A 17,673-nucleotide genomic window follows, 5' to 3' on the forward strand; every position below is an offset into this window, starting at 1 on the left:
GGCGGGTGCCGTGCCCGCCGGACGCGGGCCTCCCGGTCCCGGGCGGGGGACGGCCGGGCCGGGAGGGGTTCAGGGGCGTACGGCCGGTTCCGACCCGGGCGCGACGGCCGCGGCGGTACGGGCCGACTCACGCGGCACGGAGACCAGGGCCGGGCCCTCCTCGGCGCGGGGCGCCGGGGCCGGGACGGGGCGCGGACGCGGCCTGCTCCAGCGGCGCATGGCCGGCATCTCCACGAAGGTGTAGAGCATCCAGCCGGCCAGCAGCGTGGCGGCGAACATCCCGATCATGACCAGGATCGCCACCGGCGTGCTGAAGGTGCCGTTGCCGAGCAGCGCCTGCCGGCCCCAGAAGATCACCACGCCCTGGGCCAGGTAGAAGCCGAAGGAGACGTTGCCGAGCCACTGCATGACCGGGCCCTGGAGCCGGGTGTTGGCGCCGCGCACGTCGGCGGCGGCCAGCGAGGCGATCGCGACGCTGAAGGGGATGGCCGTGGTGGCGACGAAGTTGTAGGGCGCCGGCACGTAGATGGCGGCGGCGTACCCGGCGGCCACCAGGGCGACGACCGGCACCGCGCCGATCTTCGGCCAGCGGCCCGCGAGGACGATCCGCGCCAGCAGCATGCCGAGGACGAACTCGAACATGCGGGTGGGCGGCAGCGTGTAGTTGAACCACATCTGGGACGGCGACAGCGGGATCATCGGGTTGCTCGGCGAGTCCGTGATCACGTACGTCGTCACCAGGCCGACGCCGATCATGCCCACGATGGTGCCGGCGGCCCACCAGTAGAGGCGGCGGGCCGGAATCTTCCGCACGAAGTGCAGGAGCAGCGGGAAGCTCAGGTAGAACAGCATCTCGGCGCACAGCGACCAGGACGGCGCATTGACGCTCATCTGCACGTCGAGCGCGTTGACCCAGGAATTCACCAGGAACAGGCTGAGGAATCCCGTGGTCACCGAGGTGTAGGCGTAGGCGAAGAGGCCGAGCGCCAGGGTCCACATCACGAGGTGGTTCGGGAAGATCTTCACGAGTCGCCGCCGCCAATAGGCGGTCAGCCGCTCACCCGGCTTCACCGACCAGGTGATGACGAATCCACTGAGCAGGAAGAAGAAGGACACGCCCAGGAAGCCGGCGGGTCCGAAGAACGTGTACAGCCCGTCCGCGACGTCCTTGTCGCCGAACGGGTTGACGGGCCCCGAGTGGTCGACCGGGCCAATGGGCTGAAGTGCGTGGATGAAGAACACCAGAAGCGCGGCGAAGAACCGGACGCCCGTCAGTGACGGAAGCGCCTTGCGCTCTCTTCGTATGTCTGGATCGGAATCCACGGTCGGCATGGTTGCGGACACGTCGTGTCTCCATTTCGGGGCCGAAGCGATTGGTGGCGGCACGGCGACATTAGGAAGAACGCGGCGCCGCGCACACCCTTAGCGCCCCCTGTGTTCCAACTCCCCGTAAATGAGGGGGCATTCAGGGGAATGCGCGGGCCCATGGGTGCTGAATACGGTTTACCTGCATTACTGCCTTACCTCATGTGACAGCACGTACTTTCCTCGGAGGACCCATGCTCGACAGAAGGAATCTGCTCCGTGCCGGCGGCGCGCTCGCCGCCACCGCCGCGGTCGCCGGCACCGGCACCTCGGCGTACGCGGACGGCGGCGGCGGAACCACCGCCACGGCTCCGGACTGGGCGGCGCTGCGCTCCCGCATCCAGGGCGACGTCGTGCTGCCCGGCGACACCGCTTACGACACGTCGAAGCAGCTGGCGATCGGCGAGTACGACGCGATCCGGCCCGCCGGTGTCGTCTACGGCGAGACCGCCGACGACGTCAGCGCCGTCGTCCGCTTCGCCCGGGACAACGGCCTGACGCTGCGCACCCGCAGCGGCGGCCACAACTTCGCGGGCTGGTCCACCGGTGACGGCATCGTCCTCGACGTACGCCGCATCAAGCACATCCGCGGCGGCGGGCAGCCGACCGTGCACCTGGGCCCCGGCGTCCACAGCATCGAGGCGCTGGCCGCCCTCAAGCCGTACAACCAGCAGTTCGTCACCGGCACCTGCCCCGACGTGGCCGTCGGCGGATACCTGTCCGGCGGTGGCATCGGCTACCAGAGCCGCGCGTTCGGCATCGGCTCCGACCGGCTCGTCTCCGCCCAGGTCGTGCTCGCCGACGGCCGCCAGGTGCGCGCCTCCGAGACCTGCAACCCCGACCTGTTCTGGGCGCTGCGCGGCAGCGGCGGCGGCAACTTCGGTGTCGTCGTCGACTTCGAGGTGCGGCCCGTCTCGGCCCCGCGCATGGTCTTCTACGAGCAGTTCTGGAACTGGGACGACGCCGACTCGTTCCTCGCCGCCTGGCAGGAGTGGTACGTCACCACCCCGCGCCGCAGCAACGCCCAGGTCATCGTCATCCAGCCGGACGCAGGATCCGGCAACCCGCCGATCATCCTCCAGCAGGGCGCGTACTACGCCACCAAGGAGCAGGCCGACGCCGGACTGGCCGAGCTCAACGCCCGCGTCGGCGCCACCCCCGCCAGCAGCAAGGTTCTCGACCTGGCGTTCTCCGACGGCATGCAGCACGTGTACGGGATCGCCGACGGCGCCCCCCACCCGCCGCGCACCCAGTGGCAGCGGATGCGCGCCCGCATGATCAGCAAGCCGCTCGGCACCAGCGGCACCGCCGCCGCTCTCGCCGCGTTCGAGGGCACGCCCACGGCCGGGCAGACCCGCTACCTCAGCTTCATGGGCCTCGGCGGCGCCGTCGCCGACCTGTCCCCCCGCGCCAACGCGTTCGTCCACCGCGACGCGCTGTTCCACGTCGGGTACGGCGTCGCGCTCGGCAGCGCCGCGCCGGCCGCCGAGGACTCGGCAGCCGCCGTCGCCTGGGCCACCAACGGCTTCAACACCATCGACCCGCTGTCCACGGGCCACTCGTACATCAACTTCCCCGACACGTACCTCAAGGACTGGCAGCGCGCCTACTACGGCGCCAACTACGAGCGCCTGCTGTCGGTCAAGAAGGCGTACGACCCCACGCGGTTCTTCAACCACCCGCGCGCCATCGGCAACTGACACCGCTCCCTCCCACCCACCCAGAAAGGCAATCGCGATGACGGTCACCGAGAACGAGTCCAGCGGGCAGCCCGGCGAGGCCGCCGCACCCCCGCCGGGCTGCCCCATGCACGGCCTCGTGCCCGGCTACCCCTTCGGGGAGCCGGTCACCACCGAACTGCACCCCAAGTACGCCGAGATCCGCGAGCAGGCCGCGCTCACCCGCGTCGACATGCAGTACGGCGGCGAGGCGTGGCTCGCCACCCGGCACGCCGACGTCAAGACCGTCCTCGCCGACCGCCGGTTCAGCCGCGAGGCCACCGTCGGCAAGGACGTCCCGCGCGTCCGCAAGGCCGTCGAGGAACTGAACATCGTCAGCATGGACGACCCCGAGCACGGCCGGCTGCGCAAGCTGGTCGCCAAGGCGTTCACCGTCCGCCGGGTCGAGCAGATGCGCCCGCGCGCCCAGGAGATAGCCGACGAGCTGCTCGACAAGATGCTCGCCTCCGGCAACACCGGCGACCTGGCCGCCCAGTACGCCTGGATGCTGCCCATCACCGTCATCTGCGAGATGCTCGACGTCCCGCTGGAGGACCACTACAAGTTCCGCGCCTGGATCGACACCTGGCTGACCCTCGGGGACGAGCACACCCTGGAGGAGATGAACGAGGCGCGCTTCGAGAAGCTCCCCGAGTACATGTCCTCGCTGATCGCCAAGCGGCGCGCGCAGCCCGGCGACGACCTGCTGTCCGCCCTCGTCGCCGCCCGCGACGAGCAGGACAAGCTCAGCGAGGAGGAGCTGATCACCATGTCGATCGCGCTCCTCGCCACCGGCCACCACACCACGGCCAACCAGCTCGCCAACCACCTGTACATCCTGCTCAGCCGCCGTGAGGAGTGGCAGAAGCTGGTCGACCGGCCGGAGCTGCTCAACACCGCCATCGAGGAGCTGCTGCGCGTCACCCCGCTCAGCCCGTACTCGGAGAACACCCGCATCGCCACCGAGGACCTGGAGCTCGGCGGCCAGCTCGTGAAGGCCGGCGAGGCCGTCATGATCTTCCCGGCGGTCGGCAACCGTGACCCCCGCGTCTTCGAGAACCCCGAGGACCTCGACCTCACCCGCGAGCACAACCCGCACATCGCGTTCGGCCACGGCATCCACCACTGCCTGGGCGCCCCGCTGGCCCGCCTGGAGCTCCAGGTCGCCCTCGGCACGCTGCTGCGCCGGCTGCCGGACGTCGAACTCGCCGTGCCCGCCGAGGACGTGCCCTGGAAGACCGACAACGTCGTACGCGGCGTCGCCGGTCTGCCCGTGAAGTGGTGACCGCCGTGACCTGGCACATCGAGGTGGACCAGCACGCCTGCATGGGCGCCGGCCTGTGCAACGGCAACCTGCCCGACCGTTTCCGGCTCGCCGGCGGCAAGGCGGAGCCCGTCGAGTCCCGGATCGAACCGGACGAGGACGTGCTCGACGCGGCGGACTACTGCCCGTACCGCGCCATCGACGTCACCGACCTGGCCACCGGCGACTCGCTCGTCGCGGCCGACTGACCCTCACGTCCTGATCACACGCTTTGACCATGAAGACAGGAGAACGGTCGTGACGATCACGACGACCGAGCCGGAGCGCACCTCCGGCCCAGGACGACCGGCCGCGGCCGGACCGTCCGTACGCTGGTGGAGACGCCCCTGGGTCGGTCCGCTCGCGACCGTGGCCGCGGTGTTCATCGCGTACAACGTGCCGCGCTACCTCACCTTCGACCCGGCGGACAGCAAGATCCCGCTGGCGCCCGGCCACTCGTGGCACTACCCGGTCCTGGTCGCCCATGTCGTGTTCGGCACGGTCGCCCTGGTCACCTGCTGCCTCCAGGTCTGGCCCGCCCTGCGCAAGAAGCACCCGAAGGTCCACCGGATCAGCGGCCGGCTGTACGTCCTCGCGGGCGTCCTGCCCGGCGCCGTCGCCGGTGTCGCCGTCGCCATGGTCAGCCCGTCCGGCCTGTCGATGCAGGTGAGCACCGTCACCACCTCGGTGCTGTGGGCCGGTACGGCGATAGCCGGTATCCGGATGGCCCGGCAGGGCCGTCAGGACGAGCACCGGCGGTGGATGGTGCGCAGCTTCGCGCTGACACTGTCGATCATCTTCAGCCGCATCCTCGGCGTGATCTACGACCACACCATCCTGCCGATGCCCGTCACCCAGGACATCCCGACGCTCATCGCGTGGGGGCAGGCGCGGGCGGGGCTGGCGTCCTGGCCGGGCTGGATCATCCCGCTGCTCATCGCCGAGTGGTGGCTGATCGAACGCGGCGCCGCCGCCCGCCACAAGGCGCGCGCGGCCCGGCGCAAGGCCGCGATGCCCTCCTGATCGCGTACGGACCACCGGTCACCGCGTACGAAGGCCGCCCCCGGGTCCCGGGGGCGGCCTTCGTCGTGCGGGTGAGCGGACCGGTTCACCCCAGGCGCTGACGCCCGCCCGTCGCCGCGGACCGCTTGACCGCGTCCAGCAGGCGGTGCGTACGGACGGCCGTGCCGAAGTCCGGCTCGAAGGACTCGCCCGTACGGATGGCCCGCGCCAGGTCCGCGTACACCTGGTGCACGTTGCTCACCGGGGACGGCACGCCGTCCAGTGCGGGGCGGTAGGAGGCGGGCAGCGCGATCTCCTCGACGGGGCCGCCGTTGGCGCGGGCGTGGGTGAGCACGAACTCGGGGCCCACCAGCGAGTCGTCCGTGGAGCGCAGCACCAGCCGGCCCGCCCGCCCGTGCACCTCGATGCGGAAGCCGTCGCCGCGGGGGCCGCCCGTCATGAAGTGCGCCGAGGCCGCCGCCCCCGACTCCAGCAGGCCCGCCACCACGATCTGGTCCGGCGACGTCACCTCGATCTCCTCGCCCGTCTCCTGCATCGTGACGCGGTCGATCCGCGTCGTCAGGGTCGCGGAGAGCTCGGCGAAACCGCCGACCGCCGAGCCGTACATGTCGAGGGCGTGGCCGCCGACGACGGCCACGTGGTTGACGCCCTTGGTGTGGTCGAACAGGGCGGCGTACCGCTGCGACCAGACCTCGGGGGCCGCCAGCGAGTAACCGAGCGACGTGGAGAGGACCTCGCCGACCAGGCCGTCCGCGAGCAGGTCGCGCAGCAGCCGGATCGCCGGGTGGTGCCGTGACTGGAGCCCGACGGCGTGCCGGACGCCGGCCTTGTCCGCGCTCGTGCGGAACCGCTCGGCGGTGTCCGCGTCGAGCGCCAGCGGCCACTCGCTGTAGACGTGCTTCCCGGCCGCGATCGCCGCGTCCACCAGGCCGTCGCGCTGGGGGAGCTGCACGGCGACGGTGACGAGGTCGACCTCCGGGTGCGCCATCAGCTCGCGGGCGTCGGCGAAGGCGTGCCGGGCGCCCCACACGCCGGCCGCGGCCCGCGCCGACTCCGGGCTCGTGCCGGCGACCGCGGTGATCTCGTAGTCGTCGCGGGAAGCCGCCAGGGCGGGCAGATGGATCCCCCGTCCCCACCCCCGTTCGGCGTGCGCTCCTACCACTCCCACTCGGATCCTGTCCGCCACGGTGAACACCTCTCGGTCTGTTGCGTACGTACGTTGCTTGCTCGTTCTGGACGGCCCGCGGTGGCCTCACCGCCGGCCCCACCGCCAACGGACCGGAGCGCGGCCGGCAGACAACACCGGCCGCGCTCCCGTCCGTTGGCTCAGTGGATCACCCGGTGACCGGGTCAGTGCACGGTGACGGGCGCGGCCTGGGCGGCCGCCTGGTCGGCGGGCCGGTCCGACGCGTCCGGCTGCGCGGCCGGCTTGTCCCGCAGGACGAAGAAGGTCACGAGCCAGGCGAGGAAGACGAACCCGGCGGAGAACTGGAACCCGAGCCCGTAGCCGTCCCGCAGCGCCTGCACCTGCGCGGTGCCCTCGCTGATCAGGGAGTTGCTGTACGAGGTGGCCACCGTGGCCAGGACCGCGAGGCCGACCGCGGCGCCCGCCTGCTGGGCGGTGGTGTTCAGGCCCGACGCCAGACCGGCGTCGGCGGGCGCGGCGCCCGACATGGCCCGCATGATGACCGCCGGGACGGTGAGGCCCATGCCGAAGCCCTGGATGACGAGGGTCGGGAGCACGTCCGTGGCGTAGTTGCCGTCGACGGGCGCCCGGCTGAGCAGCAGCAGGCCGGCGCCCAGGAACAGCAGGCCGGTCAGCAGCACCCGGCGGGTGCCGTAGCGGGCGGTGAGCTTCGCCGTGAAGAACAGCGACATGGTGCCGATGACGATGGGCGCGGGGAGGAACGCCAGGCCGGTCTGCATCGAGTCGAAGCCGAGGACGCGCTGGAGGTACAGGGCGTTGAGGAACTGGAAGCCGAAGCCGGCCGCGAAGAGCAGCACCACCGCGATGTTCGCGCCGGAGATCTCCCGGTTGCGGAAGATGCGCAGGGCGAGCAGCGGCTTGGCGGCCTTGGCCTGGCGGAGCACGAACGCGGCCAGCAGCAGGACCGAGATCGCGCCGTACAGACCCAGCTCACCGTTGCTGTGCTTGTCCTCGGCGACCTGCGAGATGGTGAACACGCCCAGCGAGAGACCGGCGGTGACGAGCACAGCGCCGATCGCGTCCGCGCCGGCCCGCAGGCCGAGACCCGGCCGCCCGGTGAGCAGCCGCAGACCGGCGACCAGGGCCACCGCGCCGATCGGCAGGTTGATCAGGAACACCCAGTGCCAGCCCAGCGTCTCGGTGATGACACCGCCCGCGATCAGGCCGACCGAGGCGCCGCCGGCCGACACGAAGCCGTAGATGCCCATCGCCTTGGCCTGCTCGCCCGGCTCCGGGTACAGGCCGACGATCATGCCGAGCACCACGGCCGAGGCCAGTGCGGCGCCCACGCCCTGGAGGAAGCGGCCGGCGATCAGCAGCTCCGAGGTGGTGGCGATGCCGCAGAGGAGCGACGCGGCGGTGAAGGTGACCAGACCGGCCAGGAACACCTTCTTGGTGCCGAGCAGGTCACCGAGGCGGCCCGACAGGAGGAGGAGGCCCGCGAAGGCGATCAGGTAGGAGTTCACCACCCAGGACAGCCCGCTCTGGGAGAAGTCCAGGTCGTTCTGGATGGTGGGCAGGGCGACCGTCACGATCGTCCCGTCGAGGACGATCATCAGCTGCATCGCGCAGAGAATGGCGAGCGCCAGCCCGCGCGAGCTGGATTTCGTTTTTGAGGTCACGGATCTCAACTTCCTTGTCCGGGAACGGAATGGGGGGTGCTGCACATGGGCTGACGAGTGCGGCTGACTCAGGGCGGCTGCCTAAGTGCACGTCTTGTTACAGAGTTCATGGTCTGGGACCATGAACTCGATGGGAAGGAGGCACTTTTATGTCTCAGGGGAACACCGGTGTGACCACCGAGGTCAGCGCCGTGAAGCAGTGCGAAACTCCTGCCGCGCAGTCCGCCTGTTCGGTTCTTGAGGTCCTCGGCCGGGTGAGCGGGAAGTGGAGTATCGGCATCCTGCTGGTCACCACGCAGGGCCCGGCCCGCTTCACCGAACTGGAGCGCCAGGTCAAGGGCATCAGCCGCCGCATGCTGACGCTCACGCTCCGCAACCTGGAGCGTGACGGCCTGCTGACCCGCACCGTGTATCCGACGGTGCCGCCGAAGGTCGAGTACACGGCCACGCCGATGGCCTGCGAGCTGTACGACTCGCTCGTCCTGCTCACCGGCTGGGCGGAGCGCCACCTGCACGAGATCGACCGGGCCCGCGCCGACTACGACGACGTCCTGGCCGCCGCCGAGGCGGACCGCACCCCCGCACTGGCCGGCTGACCACCGGAGCGCCCCGCACGCGAAGCGCGGGGCGCCCGGGGACCCCGGCGCCCCGCTCCGCGTGCTCACGCCACCCGTAACGGAGCCAGGTGCTCCCGCAGGCCGTCCACGAGCCGCGCCGCCGAAGCGGCGTCGGCCGCCGCGCCGTAGACGTACGTGTCCGGGCGGACCAGGACGCTCCGCGCCCCGATCCCGTCCAGGTAGGCGCCGTACGCCCCCTCGACGTCGACCACGACACCGGCACCGGCGGGGGCGTCGGAGGCAGCACCGGCGTCGCGCAGCCACACCAGGCGCGTCCCGAGCCCGGCCAGGAACGCGCGGTCCCCGGCGTCGAGCAGCTCCGCCGGATCGTCCCGGGACACGAACACGAAGCCCCGCCCGACCACGTCGTCGAACAGCCCTTCGCCGCCCGCGCCCGCGACCCTCGGCTGCGGCACCTGGTCACCCGACCCGGGCCGCCGCCTGCCCTTCTCGTCGCGGCTCAACAGGCCCTTGGTGAGCGGATGGAACGGCGACTGCTGCGGCCGGGCCAGCTTGCGCTCGCGCGCCGCGATCATCACCGCGTCACGGTCGGCCGCCGCCTTGGCGTCGGTCTGGCAGATCACCTTGCCGAGGTTCACCGACATCCCGATGGCGTGCTGCACGTGCGTACGCCGCTCCTCGGTGTACGAGTCGAGCAGCGACTCGTCGGCGCGACCGGCGAGCACCAGGTCCAGCTTCCACACGAGGTTGGCGGCGTCACGGAAGCCCGAACTCATGCCCTGGCCGGCGAACGGCGGCATCAGGTGCGCCGCGTCCCCCGCGATCAACAGCCGCCCGGCACGCCACTGCTGGGCGGTCGCGGCCTGGAAGGCGTACACGGCGTGCCGCTCCATGACACCGTCGTCAGGAGTGATGCCGCACAGCTCCAGGAGCCGCCACGCGGTCTCCGCGGTGTCCATCTCCTCCTTGGTCTCGCCCGGCAGCAGCATGAACTCCCACCGCCGGTGCCCGGGACCGGCCGACACCTGGGTGCGGGGACGGGCCGGGTCGCAGATCTGGAGGTTGTTCGGCGTGAACTCGCGCCGGTCGTGCAGCACCAGGTCGCAGATCAGCCACTCGTGGTGGAAGCCCAGGTCCGTGGCCGGGGTGCCGATGCGGCGGCGTACGAAGCTGTTCGCCCCGTCGCAGCCGACGACGAAGCGCCCCCGCAGCCGGCGACGCGTCCCGTCCGCGCCCCGTACGGCCAGCTCCACGCCGTCGTCCGTCTCGGCCAGGTCGACGGCCTCGTACCCGCGCAGCACGGTCAGCCCGGGAAGCCGCTCGCCGCGCGCGATCAGGGCCTCTTCGAGACCCGGCTGGTACATGGACGTCGACTCGGGCCAGCCGTTGCGGCCGTGCTCCTCGGCGGCGCCGATGTAGAGCAGGTCCTGCCCGGCGCCGTTGCGCCACATGTAGTCCCCGGACGGCTCACCGACCGAGGCCAGGTGGCCGGCGACCCCGGCCGAGGCCAGGACGCGGGCCGCCTCGCCGTCGAAGGCGACCGCGCGCGGCATCGTGTACGGCCTGGGGTGCCGCTCGACGACGATCACCCGGCGGCCGCGCTGGGCCATCAGGTTGGCCAGCACCTGCCCCACCGGGCCGTAGCCGACGACGAGCAGATCCGCCACGTCGTCAGGCCACCACAGCGCACTATCGGCCGACGCAGACATCGTGTACTCCTCTTTCGTGAGTGGCGGTGCAGGGTCAGTCCTGAAGCAGGACGTGCTTGATCGCGGCGTCGAGGTCGGGCTGCTTGACGAGCACCCGGACGTGCTCCCGCCCGTCCTCGACGGTCAGCAGACGGCGGCCGGTCAGCGTCATCTGCCCGTTCTCCAGGGCCCGGCCGCGGATGTACGTGACATTGGCGGCAAGCATCCGGGCGTACTCGTCGAGGACCGGGTTCTCGGTGTCCAGCCACTCCGAGAAGCTGCGCGCCCGGAGCCTGAAGCGGTGGATGGTGCCCCACTCGCCGTCGCGCGGCTTGCGCTCCAGGTAGTGGAAGCCCGTACCGTCCGGATCGGCGGCGGACCGCTCCACCACCCGGAACTGGCTGCCGTACTGCTCCTGCGCCTCGGGGGAGACCCGTACCGGCTCGATCAGCGAAGGACCCGAGTAGCCGACGTCGGCCAGGTACCACTCACCGTCGATGCGCACACCGTTGAACAGGTGCTCCAGCTCCGGACCGAAACTGCCGTCGGGGCCGCGCACGCCGGCCGAGAAGACCACGACCTCGAAGCCGAGACGGCCCAGCAGTGCGCGGAAGAGCCCGTTCAGTTCGTAGCAGACACCGCCGCGGCCACCGACCACGACCTCCTTGTAGGTGGTGTCGACGTCGATGTCGACACCGTCCCAGATCGCCGTGCCGCGCTCCTCGTTGAGGGCGTTGTCGAAGGGGATGGTCATCAGGTGCGCCTTGTGGAGGACGCGGAGCGTCTCCAGGGTGGCGGCGGGATGCGGGCCGCTGTGGCCGAGCTTGGCGAGATAGTGATCGACGTCGAACATGAATGCGTCCGTACCTTTCGGAAGGGTGTGCACGAGGGGCCGCCGTGGGCGGGTGAGGAAGTTCGTCAGGCCCCGGCGGGGACCGCGACCTTGCCGGCCAGGTACTCCGCGACCATCGCGGGCGTCGGCTGGTCGAACAGCAGCATCACGGGAAGCTCCACGCCGAGCTCCTCCGCCAGCCGGTTGCGCAGCTCGACGGCGGTCAGCGAGTTGAACCCCACGTCGAAGAACGCCTCGTCGTCGTCGACCGCGTCCGCGTCGGCGTGGCCGAGCACGGCCGCCGTCTCGGTCCGTACCAGTTCGAGCAGGGCGTCGGCCCGCTCCTCGTCCGAAAGGCCGGCGATCCGCTCGGCGAACGATTCCTTGGACGACGTCATGTCGGTCTCCTCGTCAGGGTCGGTGAAGCCCGCGGCCGTCAGCTCGTCGGCGGCCCCGTTGGGCTGCACCTGCGCGAGCCAGTAGTGCCGGTGCTGGAAGGGATAGGTGGGCAGCTCGACCCGGGCGGGCCGCGCGTCCCCGAAAGCCGGTCGCCAGTCGAGCGGTACGCCGCGCACGTGCAGCTCGGCCGCCGACAGCAGGAACCGCTGAAGCCCGCCGTCGCCGCGCCGCAGCGTCCCGCCCACGACGGTCGGCGCACCGGCCCGGCTCTCGACGATCTCGCGCACCGGCATGCTCAGCACGGGGTGGGCGCTGATCTCGACGAAGGTACGGAAGTCGTCGGCTACGAGTGTTTCGATGGATTCGCCGAAGCGGACTTGGTGGCGGAGGTTGTCGTACCAGTAGCGGCCGTCGACGGGTGTGTTTCCCAGCCACTCGCCCCGGAGGGTGGAGAACATGGGGATGGTGGGGGCGGTGGGCCGCAGGCCGTCGAGGACGAGGGCGAGTTCGTCTTCGATGCGTTCGACGTGGCTGGTGTGGGAGGCGTAGTCGACGGGGATCTTGCGGGCTCGTATGCCGTCGGTTTCGCACTGGGTGTGGAGGTTGTCGAGTGCGTCGGCGTCGCCGGCGACGACGGTGGAGGTGGGTCCGTTGACGGCGGCGATTTCGATGCGGCCCTGGTAGGAGGCGATACGTTCCTTCGCCGTTTGCAGGGGCAGGGGGAGGGACATCATGCCGCCGTGTCCGGCGAGGTGGGCGCCGATGGCTTGGCTGCGGAGGGTGACGATGCGGGCGGCGTCGTCGAGGGTGAGGGCGCCGGCGATGTGGGCTGCGGCGATTTCGCCCTGGGAGTGGCCGATGACGGCGTCGGGGGTGAGCCCGTGGTGCTGCCACAGCCGGGCGAGCGACACCATGATGGCGAAGGAGGCGGGCTGTACGACGTCGACGCGGTCGAAGCCGGGGGCGCCGTCCGCCTGGCGTATGACGTCGATCAGTGACCAGTCGACGTAGGTGCTGAGGGCTTGTGCGCACTCGGTCATCGCGGTAGCGAAGACGGGTGAGTCGTCGAGGAGCTGGGCTCCCATGCCGGCCCACTGGTGTCCCTGTCCGGGGAAGACGAACGCGGTCTTGCCGTCCACGTCCGCCGTGCCCGTGATCAGTTCGGTGGCGGATTCTCCCGCCGCCAGCGCCCGCAGGCCGTCGGTCAGTTCCTCCCGGCCGGCGCCGACCACGACCGCACGGCGGTCCAGCTGGGCCCGGTCGAAGGCCAGCCCCTGGCCCACCGCCACCGACCCGAGGTGCTCCGTACCGGCGAGGAGGCGCTCGGCCTGGGCGTGCAGGGCGTTCGCGGTCTTGGCGGAGACGAGCCACGGCACGACGCCGGGTGCGGCGTCCGCTGCGGCGGTCTGCTCTTCGGGGGCGGGGGCCGGTGCCTGCTCGATGATGACGTGGGCGTTGGTGCCGCTGACGCCGAAGGAGGAGACGGCGGCGCGGCGCGGGCGGTCGAGCTCGGGCCACGGGCGGGCCTCGGTGAGCAGTTCCACCGCGCCCTCGGACCAGTCGACCTTCGTCGACGGCTCGTCCACATGCAGGGTCCTGGGCAGCACCCCGTGCCGTATTGCCTCGACCATCTTGATGATCCCGGCGACACCGGCGGCCGACTGGGCGTGGCCGATGTTGGACTTCAACGAGCCGAGCCAGAGCGGCTGTTCGGCGTCGCGCCCCTTGCCGTAGGTGGCGATGAGCGCCTGCGCCTCGATGGGGTCGCCCAGGGTGGTGCCGGTGCCGTGCGCTTCGACGGTGTCGATGTCGGCGGGGGTGAGTCCGGCGTTGTCGAGGGCGGCGCGGATGACGCGCTGCTGGGAGGGGCCGTTGGGGGCGGTGAGGCCGTTGGACGCGCCGTCCTGGTTGACCGCCGTGCCGCGTACGACCGCGAGCACGGGGTGGCCGAGGCGTTCGGCATCGGAGAGCCGTTCGACGAGCAGTACGCCTACGCCCTCCGCCCACCCGGTGCCGTCGGCGGCGTCCGCGAACGCCTTGCAGCGGCCGTCGGTGGACAGGCCCCGCTGGCGCGAGAACTCCACGAACACACCCGGCGTGCCCATGACCGCGGCCCCTCCGGCGAGCGCCATGTCGATCTCACCGTTGCGCAGCGACTGGACCGCCAGGTGCAGCGCCACGAGCGAGGACGAGCAGGCCGTGTCCACCGTGATCGCGGGACCTTCGAGACCGAGGGTGTAGGACACCCGGCCGGAGGCCACGCTTCCGGAGTTGCCGGTGCCCAGGAAGCCTTCGAGCCCCTTGGGGGAGAACTCGAGCCCCGGCGCGTAGTCGTGGTACATCACGCCCGAGTACACGCCCACCCGGCTGCCCTGAAGCGCGGTCGGGTCCAGGCCCGCTCGCTCGAACGCCTCCCACGACGTCTCCAGGAGCAGCCGCTGCTGCGGGTCCATCGCGAGCGCCTCACGCGGCGAGATCCCGAAGAAACCCGCGTCGAACTCGCCGGCGTCGTGGAGGAAGCCGCCCTCGCTGACGTACGACGTACCCGTACGCTCCGGGTCCGGGTCGAAGAGCCGTTCCAGGTCCCAGCCCCGGCTCTCCGGGAAGCCGGACACCGCGTCCGTGCCCTCGTCCACCAGTCGCCACAGGTCACCGGGGGAGGCCACGCCGCCGGGCAGCCGGCAGGCCATGCCCACGATGGCGACCGGCTCACGCGCGGCGTCCGCGATGCGCTGGTTCTCCTGCTTGAGACGTTCGTTCTCCATGAGCGAGGCGCGCAGCGCCTCGACCAGCCGCTCGCTGGGCGTTCCCATCGTTTCCTCCACAGTCAGCAGTCCGTAGGTGTTCGCTCGGTCGGTGATCAGTTGCCGATGGCGCCGAGGGCGCGGGCCACGAGGTCGTCGGCGTCCATGGCGGCGATACGGCCGAGCTCCTCGGCGGTGGCCGCCTCCGCCTCGGCCGCCGACAGAACGGGCGCTGCCGGGGCGGCGGCGACGTCGTCGGCCGCGTCCCCGGGGACCAGCTCGGACTGGAGGTGGTCGGCGAGGGCTGCCGGGGTCGGGTAGTCGAAGATCAGCGTCGCGGGGAGCCGGATACCGGTCGCCGTCGCCAGCCGGTTGCGCAGCTCGACCGCTGTCAGCGAGTCGAAGCCCACGTCCTTGAAGGGCTGACCCGAACGGATCGGCACATCACCGAGCACGGTCGAGGCGTGCCCGCGCACGAGGTCGAGCAGCCGACGCCGGCGGTCGGCCTCGGGGAGCGCGGCCATCTGGTCGGCCAGGGACTCCGGTGCGTCCGCCGCGCTGTGGGCCGCCTTGCGGGGCTGGCGTACCAGGCCCCGCAGAACGACCTGGAGGCTGCCGTCGACGGCCGCGGCGCGCAGCGCCCCGAAGTTCATCTTGCTGGTCACGAGCGCCGCTTCCGACGACCGCAGGCCGGCGTCCAGGAGCGCCATGCCCTCCTCGGCCGTCAGCGCCGCCGCGCCCTGACGGCTCATGCGGTTCTGGTCGCCGCTGTCCAGATGCCCCGTCATGCCGCTCGCGTCGGCCCACAGACCCCAGGCGAGGGAGGTGGCGGGGGTGCCTTGGGTGCGGAGGTGGTGGGCGTAGGCGTCGAGTGCGGCGTTGGCGGCGGCGTAGTTGGCCTGTCCGGGGTTGCCGAGGGTGCCGGCGGCGGAGGAGAAGAGGACGAAGGCGGCGAGGTCGTGGTTCTTGGTGGCTTCGTGGAGGACGTGGGCGGCGTCGGTCTTGGCGGTGAAGGCGGTGTTGAGGCGGTCGGGGTTCTGGGCGGTGATGATGCCGTCGTCGAGTACGCCTGCGGTGTGGATGACGGCGGTCAGCGGGTGGTCGGGGTGGAGGGTGTCGAGGAGTGCCGCGACTTGGTCGGGGTTGGTGGCGTCGACGGCGCTGATGGTGATGTGGGCGCCGAGTGCGGTGAGTTCTTGGTGGAGTTGGTCGGCGCCGGGTGCGGAGGGGCCGCGTCGGCTGATGAGGTGGAGGTGGGTGATGTGGTGGTGGGTGATGAGGTGGCGGGCGGTGAGGGCGCCGAGGGTGCCGGTGCCGCCGGTGATGAGGACGGTGCCGTTGGGGTTGAGGGGGCTGTCGCCGGTGGTGAGGGGGGTGCGGGTGAGGCGGGGGACGGTGATCTGGCCGTTTCGTAGTGCCAGTTGGGGTTCACCGGTGGCGAGTGCGGTGTGCAGCAGGCCGGTCGTGTCGGTGTCGGTGTGGGTGTCGGTGAGGATGATGCGGTCGGGGTGTTCGTTCTGGGCGGTGCGCAGGAGTCCCCAGACGGCGGCTTGTGCGGGGTTGGTGGTGGCGTCGCGGGTGAGGACGACGAGGCGGGTGTCGTCGGGGTCGGTGGTGAGGAGTTTCTGGACGGTGGTCAGTACGTCGCCGGTGAGGGTGCGTATGTCGTCGTCGGTGCGGTGGGTGAGGTCGAGGACGGGCCAGTCGGCGCCGGTCGTGGTGTCGGGTACGGCGACCGGCTGCCACTCCACCCGGAAGACCGCGTCCCGCAACGGGTCTCCAGCAGCCCCCAACTGCGCGGTGTCCACAGCCCGGAAGGTCAGGCCGTCGACGGTGGCGACGGGTGCGCCGGACGTGTCCGCCGCCTCGACCGTCACCGTGTCGGCACCCTGCGGAGCGATACGTACGCGCAGCCGGGCGGCGCCCGTGGCGTGCAGGGCCACCCCGTTCCAGGCGAACGGCAGCAGCGTTCTGCCGTCGGCGCCCTGCGGTCCGGAGCCGAAGGCGGCGGTGTGCAGGGCCGCGTCGAGGAGGGCGGGGTGCAGCCCGAACGCGGCGGCTTCGCCCGCCGCCTCGTCCGGCAGCGCGACCTCGGCGAACAGCTCCTCGCCACGCCGCCACACCGCCCGCAGCCCCTGGAACACCGGCCCGTACTCGTAGCCGGCCGCATAGCGCAGGTCGTAGAAGTCGTCGACGGACAGCGCCTCGGCACCCTTCGGCGGCCAGACACCGAAGTCGTACGAGCCGTCCGGCGCGGCACCCGCGGCGGCGGCGGTGAATCCGGTGGCGTGCCGGATCCAGGAGTCGGAGTCCTCGGCCCGTGCGTGAACGGTCACGGGGCGGCGGCCGAACGCGTCGACCCCGCCGACGGCCACCTGCACCCGCACCGCACCCGACGCGGGCAGGGTGAGCGGCGCCTCGATGACGAGTTCGTCGAGGTGACCGGTGCCGGCCTCGTCGCCGGCACGGATCGCGAGCTCGACGAGTGCGGCGCCGGGCACCAGGACCGTGCCGGACACGGCATGGTCGGCAAGCCACGGATGGGACTTCAGGGACAGCCGTCCGGTGGCCAGTACGCCGCCGGAATCGGGCAGTTCGACGACCGCGCCGAGCAGCGGATGCTCGGCCGGATCGATCCCCGCACCGCTGACGTCACCGGTCTTGCCGGCTCGCTCCAGCCAGTAGCGGCTGCGCTGGAAGGGATACGTCGGCAGCTCGACCCGGGCGGGCCGGGCGTCCCCGAAGATTGGCTGCCAGTCCACCGGTACGCCGCGTACGTGGAGGGTGGCGAGGGAGGTGAGGAAGCGGGTGGTGGTGTCTTCGCCGCGTCGAAGGGTGCCGGTGGTGACGGAGGGTGAGTCGGCGTGGGTGTCGAGGATGTCCTGGACGGCCATGGAGACGACCGGGTGGGCGCTGATCTCGACGAAGACGCGGAAGTCGTCGGCTACGAGTGTTTCGATGGATGCGCCGAAGTGGACTTGGTGGCGGAGGTTGTCGTACCAGTAGCGGCCGTCGACGGGTGTGTCACCCAGCCACTCGCCACGGAGGGTGGAGAACATGGGGATGGCGGGGGTGGTGGGCCGCAGGCCGTCCAGGACGAGGGCGAGTTCGTCTTCGATGCGTTCGACGTGGCTGGTGTGGGAGGCGTAGTCGACGGGGATTTTGCGGGAGCGGATGCCGTCGGTTTCGCACTG

Annotated in this window: 12 protein-coding genes; 5 read left to right on the forward strand and 7 right to left on the reverse strand. The window is 71.3% G+C overall.

Annotation, left to right across the window (positions count from 1 at the left end; translation table 11 throughout):
• Nucleotides 1–69 precede the first annotated feature (69 nt).
• Nucleotides 70–1,323 (reverse strand): acyltransferase family protein, encoded by a 1,254-nt coding sequence (locus ACWGH0_RS32545; RefSeq protein WP_453407877.1) that lies wholly within the window; start codon nt 1,321–1,323, stop codon nt 70–72.
• Nucleotides 1,324–1,559: 236 nt separating this feature from the next.
• Here ACWGH0_RS32545 and ACWGH0_RS32550 point away from each other — a divergent pair, with 236 nt between their 5' ends.
• Genes ACWGH0_RS32550 through ACWGH0_RS32565 form a run of 4 tightly spaced genes read left to right on the forward strand, consistent with a single transcriptional unit; the run spans nt 1,560 to nt 5,409 of the window.
• Entirely contained in the window at nt 1,560–3,065 is a 1,506-nt protein-coding gene (locus ACWGH0_RS32550) for an FAD-binding oxidoreductase (protein WP_453407878.1), read from the forward strand.
• A 37-nt stretch (nt 3,066–3,102) separates the two neighbouring features.
• Nucleotides 3,103–4,368, forward strand: coding sequence for a cytochrome P450 (locus ACWGH0_RS32555; protein ID WP_453407879.1), 1,266 nt, complete (start codon nt 3,103–3,105; stop codon nt 4,366–4,368).
• Between the two features lie 5 nt (nt 4,369–4,373).
• Nucleotides 4,374–4,595, forward strand: a complete 222-nt coding sequence (locus tag ACWGH0_RS32560) for a ferredoxin (protein ID WP_453407880.1) — start codon at nt 4,374–4,376, stop codon at nt 4,593–4,595.
• 49 nt (nt 4,596–4,644) lie between these two features.
• Nucleotides 4,645–5,409 (forward strand): DUF2306 domain-containing protein, encoded by a 765-nt coding sequence (locus ACWGH0_RS32565; RefSeq protein WP_453407881.1) that lies wholly within the window; start codon nt 4,645–4,647, stop codon nt 5,407–5,409.
• Between the two features lie 85 nt (nt 5,410–5,494).
• On the opposite strand, the gene ACWGH0_RS32570 is transcribed toward ACWGH0_RS32565, so the two are convergent.
• Nucleotides 5,495–6,595, reverse strand: coding sequence for a Gfo/Idh/MocA family protein (locus tag ACWGH0_RS32570; RefSeq protein WP_453407882.1), 1,101 nt, complete (start codon nt 6,593–6,595; stop codon nt 5,495–5,497).
• A gap of 164 nt (nt 6,596–6,759) precedes the next feature.
• A complete protein-coding gene (locus ACWGH0_RS32575) occupies nt 6,760–8,181 on the reverse strand; it encodes an MFS transporter (RefSeq protein ID WP_453407888.1) in 1,422 nt (473 codons plus the stop codon).
• 206 nt (nt 8,182–8,387) lie between these two features.
• Here ACWGH0_RS32575 and ACWGH0_RS32580 point away from each other — a divergent pair, with 206 nt between their 5' ends.
• Nucleotides 8,388–8,834, forward strand: a complete 447-nt coding sequence (locus ACWGH0_RS32580; protein ID WP_453407883.1) for a winged helix-turn-helix transcriptional regulator — start codon at nt 8,388–8,390, stop codon at nt 8,832–8,834.
• A 65-nt stretch (nt 8,835–8,899) separates the two neighbouring features.
• Here the strand turns inward: ACWGH0_RS32580 and mhpA are convergent, their stop codons facing one another.
• The 4 genes from mhpA to ACWGH0_RS32600 form a co-directional block, all read right to left on the reverse strand.
• Entirely contained in the window at nt 8,900–10,525 is a 1,626-nt protein-coding gene (mhpA, locus tag ACWGH0_RS32585) for a bifunctional 3-(3-hydroxy-phenyl)propionate/3-hydroxycinnamic acid hydroxylase MhpA (RefSeq protein WP_453407884.1), read from the reverse strand.
• 34 nt (nt 10,526–10,559) lie between these two features.
• Nucleotides 10,560–11,357 carry an arylamine N-acetyltransferase family protein gene (locus ACWGH0_RS32590; RefSeq protein WP_453407885.1) on the reverse strand — a complete coding sequence of 266 codons (798 nt, stop codon included), beginning with the start codon at nt 11,355–11,357 and terminating at the stop codon, nt 10,560–10,562.
• Between the two features lie 65 nt (nt 11,358–11,422).
• On the reverse strand, nt 11,423–14,548 hold the full coding sequence (locus ACWGH0_RS32595; protein ID WP_453407886.1) for a type I polyketide synthase: 3,126 nt from the start codon (nt 14,546–14,548) through the stop codon (nt 11,423–11,425).
• Between the two features lie 47 nt (nt 14,549–14,595).
• The coding region (locus ACWGH0_RS32600) for an SDR family NAD(P)-dependent oxidoreductase (RefSeq protein WP_453407887.1) at nt 14,596–17,673 on the reverse strand (3,078 nt) is incomplete at its 5' end.

The organism is Streptomyces sp. NPDC054887, assembly GCF_053610585.1.